The sequence below is a fragment of the Streptomyces sp. NPDC043870 genome (assembly GCF_056435785.1).
The window spans coordinates 60,495-68,979 of record NZ_JBWKDT010000039.1; the positions used below are offsets into that span (position 1 = coordinate 60,495).

The window sequence follows — 8,485 nt, forward strand, 5'->3', positions numbered from 1 at the left end:
GCGACCTGGACAGCCTGGACAGCCATCCCGAAAGGAAGATCGCGATGCCTGTCTTCTGGCGTCAGGGACAGGCACCACGAGATGATCTTCCTATGGCAGATGTGATCTTCTTCGATCTGGACGGCACCCTGGTCGATCATCGAAGCGCGGTCTTGGAAACGATCGGCCAGATCGTCCAGGCCGCGCCGAACGCGACGGCTCCACCGGAGGAGCTGGTGACGTTGTGGTGGACGCTGGAGGCGCGCCACATGCGGGCATACCTGGCCGGTCAGTGCTCCTTCACTGAGCACCACCGACGCAGACTCCGTTCCTTCCTGCCGATGCTCGGCGAGCCGGTTCCTGAAAGTCCCGGCCTTCTGGACGCCTGGATCGCCGAGCGCTACCTCAAGGTGTTCGAGGAGTCCTGGCGGTGCTATCCCGATGTCCAGCCATGCCTGGAGACCCTGAAACGGCTTCCCCGAGGACCGCGTCTGGCTGTGCTCACCAACGGGGACCCCGAGCAGCAGCGCGCCAAGCTCGCCCGCTTCGACCTCCTCGAATACTTCGAGGCTGTCCTGACCCCGACCGAGCTCGGTGCGGCCAAGCCCGTCGCCTACGCCACCGCTTGCCGGCGGATGCGGACGGACCCCGCGCAGGCGGTCAACGTGGGCGACATGCTGGAAAGCGATGTAAACGCAGCCGCCCTCGCCGGGCTCACCGGCATCTGGCTGGACCGCGGCATCGACTTCGTCACCGGTGGACCATCGCCGACGGCAGACGAGACGGTGCTCCGCATCGAACGGCTCACCGACCTCCCCGACCACCTATCACGCACGAACGCCTGACCGGCTCTCACGGCCGTCGTAAGTGAGCGGGTCTGGCTTCAGGCCGCCAGTGGAGGGCGTCCGCCCCAGCGGATGCCCTTCTCACTGCGGACGCGCGCGCTCACGCCGTTGGGCTCCGAGGACGTCAGGGTGGCGGGCGTTCGCGTTGCGCCACCGCAGGTAGGCGTGCAGGGCGCGGGCCTGCGCGGTGTGGTTGCGGTGGTTGGAGTTGGCGATGGTGAATTGCCGCAACGGCCCGAAGTGGGCCTCGATCGGGTTGGCCCAGGACGCGTAGGTCGGGGTGAAGCTCTGCTCAACCCGGTTTTTGCTCGCCCAGCGCCTGATGGTGTCGCTCTTGTGGGCGGACGGGTTGTCCAGGATCACGTACGAACAGGGCAACGCCACACAGCCGCCGCTCTCCGCGGGAAACGTCGTACAGACCGAACTGCACCTTTGCCGCCGGGTTTATCTGCACCTGCCAAGCAGACCCGCTGGTCATGAAACAGACAGCGTGAAACCACATAAGGTACGGGCAAGCACGCCGTTGCCTGGGAAGCTGCGGCCTCGGCCGGGCCGTCTCATTCGGATCTTGCCCGTTGAGCCTGCGTCCTGCGGTGCTGTGCCCGCAAGGCGGAGAGGATCCCGATCACCGGACGTACTCAAGCGCCTCGACAACGCGGCGAGGCGTGGTGCACGGGAAGGGCGCGTGGCAAGAGGCGGAAGAGACGGCTTGGCGGACCGCAGCCGCGCGGTGCTGGCGGGACTGCGGAAACCGGTCGTGGCCACCGCCCTGCTTGCGCGGGGTGCCCCTACCCTCACTGCGGCAGCAAACGGGTACGACGCTGCGAGGACGCACTTACAGGGGGCACAACCTGCGGTACTTCACCATGCCCGCAAGACGGCCGTAGTTCCACGCCGCGTCGAACATCCAGCGCCCGCGCCCAGTGGCGGTAGCCAGGTGTGGTACGCGCAGAGCCAGTCGCGCCCAGGTCCCTGCCTCGCTGGCCAGGCTCCCCGGCGGGATCCCGAGGTGACGGTACTGAGCGTACAGCTGAGCGTAGGAGCGCCCGTACCCGGATCGCTGCTTCGCCAGGCCGCGGATGTCCCCACGGAGCCGGTAGTGCATCACGGCATCGGGTGCGTAGGCGATGGAGTAGGAGGCGAGTTGCGCACGCCAGCAGAACTCGACGTCGTCGTGGCTGCCGGTGTAGGCCTCGTCAAAGCCCCCGAGCTCGCGATGGACGGACGTACGGACGCCGAGGTTCGCACCGGTCGCGTAGGGCAGGAAGCGCATCGTCACGGGAAGGCCGGACAGTTCCGGGTCACCTCGCCAGGCGCGGATCGCCGGCGCATTCAGATGCGTGAGATCCAGTCGCCCGCCAACCACATCGGCCCGCCCGAGTGCCTCGACCATCCCCGCGATCCACCCCGGAGCGGCTTCGTCGTCGCAGTCGCAGAAGAGCACGACGTCGCCGGTCGCGGCACGGACCCCCGTGTTGCGGGCGTAGCCGATGCCCGGTCGGGCGCAGGCGTCGACGAGCCGGACGAGGGCGTGGCGCCCGCCCCAGCGCCGGGTGATCGCCGCGGTGGCGTCGGTAGAACCGTTGTCGGCGACGAGCACCTCGTAGGGAGCGGCGAAATCCTGTTTGAACAGGGCGGCGAGCTGACCTTCGAGGTACCGGGCGGCATTGCGGGCAGGAATCACCACGCTCACCGTGGGGCGGACCGTCATGCGGACAGCCATTTCTCGAGGGACATGGCGAACCAGGCATGGCCCTCTTCGAGGGGGTGTCCGCCGGAGCCGCGTGCGAGGCCGTCGGGCATTTCCAGGAACGAATGGCCTGGCCGCGGGGGCAGTCCGCCCCAGACTGTGTCTTCGCGCAGCATGCGGGTAAAGGGCCGGGCGAGGCCCGGGACCGTCCCGGTGAGCGGGAACGCGAAGGCGTACCGGGCGTGGAAGCCGCCTTGCTGAAGGAAACCGTCCAGCATGGCCCAGTCGAGGAAGAAGTTGGCGAGCTGGCCCTCCTCGGACCAGAGGTGATCGTAGAAAGCGCGGGACGGCTTGTGGCCTGCATCCTGCCGCCAGGGGCCGATCCGCTGCCATCCGCGGTCGCCGGGACCGTCGGTCGGTCCGGTGCGGACCTCCGGTCGCTCGCGTGGCGCATGGTATTCATGACGCGAGGTTTGGGTCCATGCCAGGAGCACCATGACCTCCCGCGGCCGGAGCAGGCGCTCGGCGCAGACGTTGGCGAGGTGGGCCACGGTGCTCCTCACGATGCGTCGGTTGGAGGAGCCGTCCCGCGCCAGGTTGACCACATCGATCCCCAACGCGCCTCCCAGGAGGGTGGGCCACGCGTGGGACGTGGGATCACGCAGTTCCTCACCCCGAGTGCAGCTGCAGCCGTTGGTGACCAGAAGTTTGACCACAGGTATCCCTAGTAGACGGGAAGGCCGGTGCGCCCGGTGAATCTGCGCACGTCGTCGGCGGAGTTCAACAGCGGTTCCCCTCTTCCGTTGAGACTCGTGTTGAGGAGGACCGGGCAGCCGGTGAGTGATTCCCATTCCTCCAGCAGCGTGTACAGGCCGGGGTGCTGGGCCCGTTCGACCGTCTGGACCCGGCTCGTGCCGTCCTGGTGCACGATCGCCGGGTAATCGGCCGGTGACCGGCACTGCGCCGTGAACTGCATGTACGGAGAAGCCGTTACTGGAAGATCGAACAACTCGTGGGCACGTTCGGCCCTGACCACCGGGGCGAACGGGCGGAACCGCTCCCGTCCTTTGATCTCGTTCACCTTGTCCTTCATCTCGGGCGGGCGCGGGTCGGCGAGGATAGACCTGTTGCCCAGTGCCCTCGGTCCGAATTCCCCCCGGCCGTTCGCCACGCCGACCAGGCCATTCGTGTCGAGCTTGCGCAGCAGTTCGGCCACGGGGTAGTCCCCAGCCAGGGGCGTGCCCAGGTACGGCCCTGGCCAGGCCAGTGTCTCGCCGGTCACGGCAGCCACGGCGCCGATGCTCGATCCGGCGTCACCCGGGTTGGGAAGGATCCAGACGTTGTCGAAGCCAGCCTCGCGCGCGACCAAGCTGTTCGTCACGCAATTGAGGGCGACTCCGCCCGAGAGGACCAGGTTGCGCGACCCGGTCTGCTGCCCAGCCCAGGTGGCGGCGGCGAGCATCACAGCCTCCACGACGCTTTGCACGCTTGCCGCGAGGTCCTCGGCCGCGGCCCCGGATAGCCAGTCGCCGATACCGCGGTGGACGTTGCGCTTCAACCTGAAGGTTGGAGGGGTGAGTTCTACCAAGTCCTCCAGGATGGCATCCACGTGGAGCGGCCGCCCGTATGCCGCCATACCCATGAGGATGTACTCATCCTCGTTCGGCCGGAATCCGCAGCGTCGCGTAAAGGCGCTGTACAGCAACCCGAGACTGTGGGGATAGGACCGCCGATGGAGAGTGGACAGAGTTCCGCCTCGGCGGGCATGTCCGATGGTGAAGGTCCGGAACTCGCCGATGGAGTCCGCGACTACGACCGCCGCCTCCTCGAAGGAGCTTGTTGCGAAGCTGGCAGCTGCGTGGCTGCTGTGGTGGTCCGCGTACTCGATCTCCGGGAGGGGAAACGGCAGGTGCAGGGCGGCCAGGTAGCGCCGGGGGAGGTCCGACCTGGATGCCGCGTGGTTCCATTGGCCCGCTCGAGCATGACGCAGTTTCTTCAGGAGCGGACGTTCATACCAGGCGATCCGATCGGGCGGGCCGAAGGCGGCTGCCTCGTTAAGCAGGTCCTCGTGTAACAAGGGGTCGTTCTCCTTGCGGGAGTATCGCTCGGAGTGGCCTGCAAAGACGATCCGCCCGTCCTCGATGACCGCCAACGACGCGTCATGTGACAGAGCAGAAATCCCCCAATAGCGCATGGCCCCTCCCCTCGGCACCCAACCAGCATTCGACCGGGGCGACTTCCTACTTGTATAGAAACGGGTCGTTCCGTCGCAGCTTCCGACGGCGATTCCTGCGCCGGTAGGGCTCGGTGATCCACGCCAGGAATCTGATCATCGACACCTCCGCCTAAGACCTTGGGACGGCCGCTTTCCCTCTACCCCACCGACAGTTCTTCCATGCGCTCAAGGATGGCGCCCACGCTCGCCGGGTGGGGTGTGTACACATCAGGGCGGGTGGGGATAATCGCCCGAGGCCCACACGGAGGTGCCGCGTTTCCGATGCCGAGACAACGATTCCTGCAGGGCCACCGCAGGCAGGGTGCGCTGAGAGTCGTGTACGTGACCAATCAGATTCCGCTGCCGCCCCATAGTGGAGGGCAGTTGCGCGAGGCGGAGCTGCTGACGCGAATCGCTCGGACGGCCGATGTCGATCTGTTCGTCCTCACCGAGCACTACGACCGTGACGCAGCCAACGCCTCTCTGATGAAATCGCTGTGCACCAACGTATGGGTGCACGAGAGCACGACACCCCTCGGAAAAGGACCTCCTGACACCGTCCCAGAGAGGGTGTGGCGATACCAGTCGGTCGATTTCGACGCCTGCCTTCGCGATGCCCTGGTGTCTCAGAGCGCCGATGTCGTGCACGTCGAGGGCTATTTCCTCGCTGAGCACCTGCCCCGTGATCCGGGCCTGCCGGTGGTTCTGGTCGAGGAAAACATCGAGTACCTGATCGATCGCCAGGTCCAGGCCGCCATCCGGCGACACGCCACCTCGTGGCGAGTCGCCCGGACCAGGGAGCTTTACGCCTGGTCCAAGGCCTCGCTCGTGGGTGGTGTCTGCGAGGAGGACGTAGCGGTGATGGTACGGGACGTGCCGGACCTGCCGGTCGCTGTAATGCCCAACGGAACCGATCACCTGCCGCGCATCGCGGTTCCCCGCGAGCACAAGGCCGAAGGCCAGCACGTCGTCTTCGTCGGGAACTACACCTGGGCCCCCACGCTCCAGGGCGCGTGGAGCCTCGTTCGGGAAATCTGGCCGCGGGTCCATGCGCGACTGCCGGCCGCCCGACTGTCGCTCGTAGGAACAGGGATGCCATACGATCTCCGCGCTGCTGCGCTGGCCGCCGGAGGTGTCACCGCGGTCGGAGAAGTGGCCTCAGTCCTGCCGACGCTGCAAGCCGCTGACCTGTTCGTGTGCCCTCTGTGGACAGCCTCTGGAGTCAAGGTCAAGATGATCGAAGCCCTGGCCGCCGGATGCCCGGTGGTCTGCTCCCGCTCCGCGCTACGAGGACTGCTCCCCGTGGCCAGGACTGCGGTGGCCATCGCCGACGACCCCCGAAGCATGTCCGATGCCATCGTCGCGCTGCTCCAGGACCCGCACGGAAGACAGCGGCTGGCCGCTCGTGCGGCGCGGGCACTGGAATTGCTGCCGACCTGGGATCAGGCCGCGGAAATTCTGCTCGGGAGCTGGCTGCGCCTGTCGGCAGCGGGTTCGGTCCGATGAGGATCGCCCTGCTGACGCTGCACACTCCGTTGAACTTCGGTTCGGCGCTCCAGGCGTACGCGTTGTGCCGGATTCTGTGCGATGACGGCCACGACGTCCGGTTGGTGGACTATCACCGCCCCGCTCAGCGCGGCCTCGCGCTGGTCAGGAAACGCTTCACCGACGGTGACTACGTCCTGCCGGTGCGGCTGTGGAACGTCATCGACCGCGGCGTGGAGGCCGCGGTGGCACGCCGGCGCTTCGCAGCCTTTCTGCATGGCCGGACCACATTGACGCGCCGATACACCAGCCCAGAGCAACTGGCGGCTCGCCCCCCTGCGGCGGATGCCTACCTCACGGGCAGTGACCAAGTGTGGAACAGCCTTTACAACGGAGGCGTCGATCGGGCGCTCTACCTCGACTTCGGACCTTCCGCCGCCCGCAGGGTGTCCTACGCTGCGAGCTTCGGCCTGGACGCGGTCCCGGATGCCGAACGGGAGATCACGCGCACGCTGCTCGCCCGCTACACCGCTGTCTCAGTGCGCGAGCGCGGTGCGGCGGACATCGTGCGGGGGCTGGGCTTGACGGAGTGCACGCAGGTCTTGGACCCGACGCTCCTGCTGTCCGGCCGCCAATGGGCGGACGTCGCGGACGTCCGCCGCGGTGTGCCCGGATCCTACGTGCTGCTCTACTCGGTGGAGGAGGACAGGATGCGGGAGGCGTTGCGGGTCGCGCAACATGTGGCGCGGCAACACGGTCTCCCAGTCGTCCAGGTCACCTTTGGCGGTCGCCGAAGAAGAATTCAGGGAGTCGACCGGACGTCCTACTTCACCACTCCGCAGCAGTTTCTCGGTCTCTTCCGCGGGGCCAGCTACGTGGTCACCAGCTCCTTCCACGGAACGACCTTTTCCGTGAACTTCAACAAGCCCTTCGTATCCATCGCCCCACCGCTCTTCGCCTCGCGGGCCGGGGACTTCCTGGCATCAATAGGGCTGTCCGACCGCTTTGTTACGGACGGGAGCCGCGAACTGCCCCCGCACGACCTCGACTACGCCCCGGTCAATCGCGCACTCGACGGCCTACGGCACCACTCGCGGCGCTATCTCCAGGCGGCCTTGTCGGAGCCCGCGAGGAACTGAGCCGGGAGGAGCCTAGGCCCACGCCCTGCCGCGACGAGCGGCCGACCTGCCTCATGAGAGGAGCACGGGAGAGATGGGACGGATCCTCATCACCGGAAGCCGAGGCCTCATCGGATCCGCACTGGTAAGAGCCCTGGCCCGGGGCGGACACGAGCCCGTGCACTACGACATAGCGACTGATTGCCGCCAGGACGTCACCGATCTGCGCGCACTCAGTGCAGCCGTGACGGGATGCTCGGGCATCGTGCACCTCGCCGGTGTATCACGGGTCGTCTGGGGAGAGCGCGACCCGGCCCGCTGCCGACGAGTCAACGTCAACGGCACCCAAAACGTGCTGACCGCGGCGACGAAGGCAGCGGGAACGCCACCGTGGGTGCTGTTCGGAAGCAGCCGCGAGGTGTACGGCCAAGCCGCGCGCCTCCCCGTGCTCGAGTCGGCTCCCCGCGCTCCGCTCAACTGCTACGCCCGCTCGAAGACGGAGGCGGAGTCCCTGGTGCGAGCCGCTCGCGAGTCGGGGCTGAACGCCTCCATCGTGCGGTTTTCCAGCGTGTACGGGTCGAGAGCCGACCACGCCGATCGGGTCGCTCCCGCCTTCGCCCGGCTGGCGTCGCAGGGCACCACGCTCCGGGTGGACGGCAGCGATACCACGCTGGACTTCACGCACCTGGACGACGTGGTGGGAGCCCTGGTGCGGATGACCGAGATCCTTTCCGCAGGCGATTGCTTGCCGACGCTCCACCTGGTGTCGGGCGAGGGAACCCGACTGGCCGAACTGGCGAACTTCGCCGTGGCGACTGCGGGCAGCGGCCGGGTGGCCCTGGGGCAGCCCCGCACCTACGATGTCGAGAGGTTCGTCGGAGACCCGGACAGGGCCGGACGCGTACTCGGATGGCGCGCGCGGGTGGGCATCGAGGAGGGCATGCGGCGACTGATCGAGGCGTTCTCGGCTTGTTGCGAGCCTGGCCCAGGGAAAGCCGGTAATCAGTAAGGACCCCGGGACCGTGAACCGCCCGGCAGACGCAGTCCGCCGGGGCTAGTACTCCAGCCGGACTTCTGTATTTCTGCTGGTCAACGGCCTGGCGGTGGGGAGTGTAGCGGGGGTTTTGCATGGGTGGGACGGTCTTGGGCCGTC

General features: G+C 67.3%; 7 protein-coding genes and 1 pseudogene. 4 read left to right on the forward strand and 4 right to left on the reverse strand.

Translation table 11 applies throughout. The annotated features are described in order from the left end of the window. Window positions 1-92: 92 nt before the first annotated feature. Window positions 93-824 (forward strand): HAD family hydrolase, encoded by a 732-nt coding sequence (locus AC0699_RS32355; RefSeq protein ID WP_478667574.1) that lies wholly within the window; start codon window positions 93-95, stop codon window positions 822-824. A gap of 38 nt (window positions 825-862) precedes the next feature. Here the strand turns inward: AC0699_RS32355 and AC0699_RS32360 are convergent. The 4 genes and pseudogenes from AC0699_RS32360 to AC0699_RS32375 form a co-directional block, all read right to left on the reverse strand. Then, window positions 863-1,190 (reverse strand): annotated as a pseudogene (locus tag AC0699_RS32360) (transposase); the annotation flags it as partial. A 469-nt stretch (window positions 1,191-1,659) separates the two neighbouring features. Beyond that, on the reverse strand, window positions 1,660-2,547 hold the full coding sequence (locus tag AC0699_RS32365) for a glycosyltransferase family 2 protein (protein ID WP_478667577.1): 888 nt from the start codon (window positions 2,545-2,547) through the stop codon (window positions 1,660-1,662). After that, window positions 2,532-3,230, reverse strand: a complete 699-nt coding sequence (locus tag AC0699_RS32370) for a DUF6071 family protein (RefSeq protein WP_478667580.1) — start codon at window positions 3,228-3,230, stop codon at window positions 2,532-2,534. Before AC0699_RS32370 ends, AC0699_RS32365 begins: the two co-directional genes overlap by 16 nt. An 8-nt stretch (window positions 3,231-3,238) precedes the next feature. Then, on the reverse strand, window positions 3,239-4,708 hold the full coding sequence (locus tag AC0699_RS32375; RefSeq protein WP_478667583.1) for a carbamoyltransferase family protein: 1,470 nt from the start codon (window positions 4,706-4,708) through the stop codon (window positions 3,239-3,241). Window positions 4,709-5,071: 363 nt separating this feature from the next. On the opposite strand from AC0699_RS32375, the gene AC0699_RS32380 reads away from it, so the two are divergent. The 3 genes from AC0699_RS32380 to AC0699_RS32390 all read left to right on the forward strand — a co-directional run bounded on the left by AC0699_RS32380 (window position 5,072) and on the right by AC0699_RS32390 (window position 8,341). Continuing rightward, on the forward strand, window positions 5,072-6,235 hold the full coding sequence (locus AC0699_RS32380; RefSeq protein ID WP_478667586.1) for a glycosyltransferase: 1,164 nt from the start codon (window positions 5,072-5,074) through the stop codon (window positions 6,233-6,235). Continuing rightward, entirely contained in the window at window positions 6,232-7,353 is a 1,122-nt protein-coding gene (locus AC0699_RS32385; RefSeq protein WP_478667589.1) for a polysaccharide pyruvyl transferase family protein, read from the forward strand. Before AC0699_RS32380 ends, AC0699_RS32385 begins: the two co-directional genes overlap by 4 nt. A 73-nt stretch (window positions 7,354-7,426) precedes the next feature. After that, window positions 7,427-8,341 (forward strand): NAD-dependent epimerase/dehydratase family protein, encoded by a 915-nt coding sequence (locus tag AC0699_RS32390; protein ID WP_478667592.1) that lies wholly within the window; start codon window positions 7,427-7,429, stop codon window positions 8,339-8,341. The last annotated feature ends 144 nt before the right edge of the window (window positions 8,342-8,485 follow it).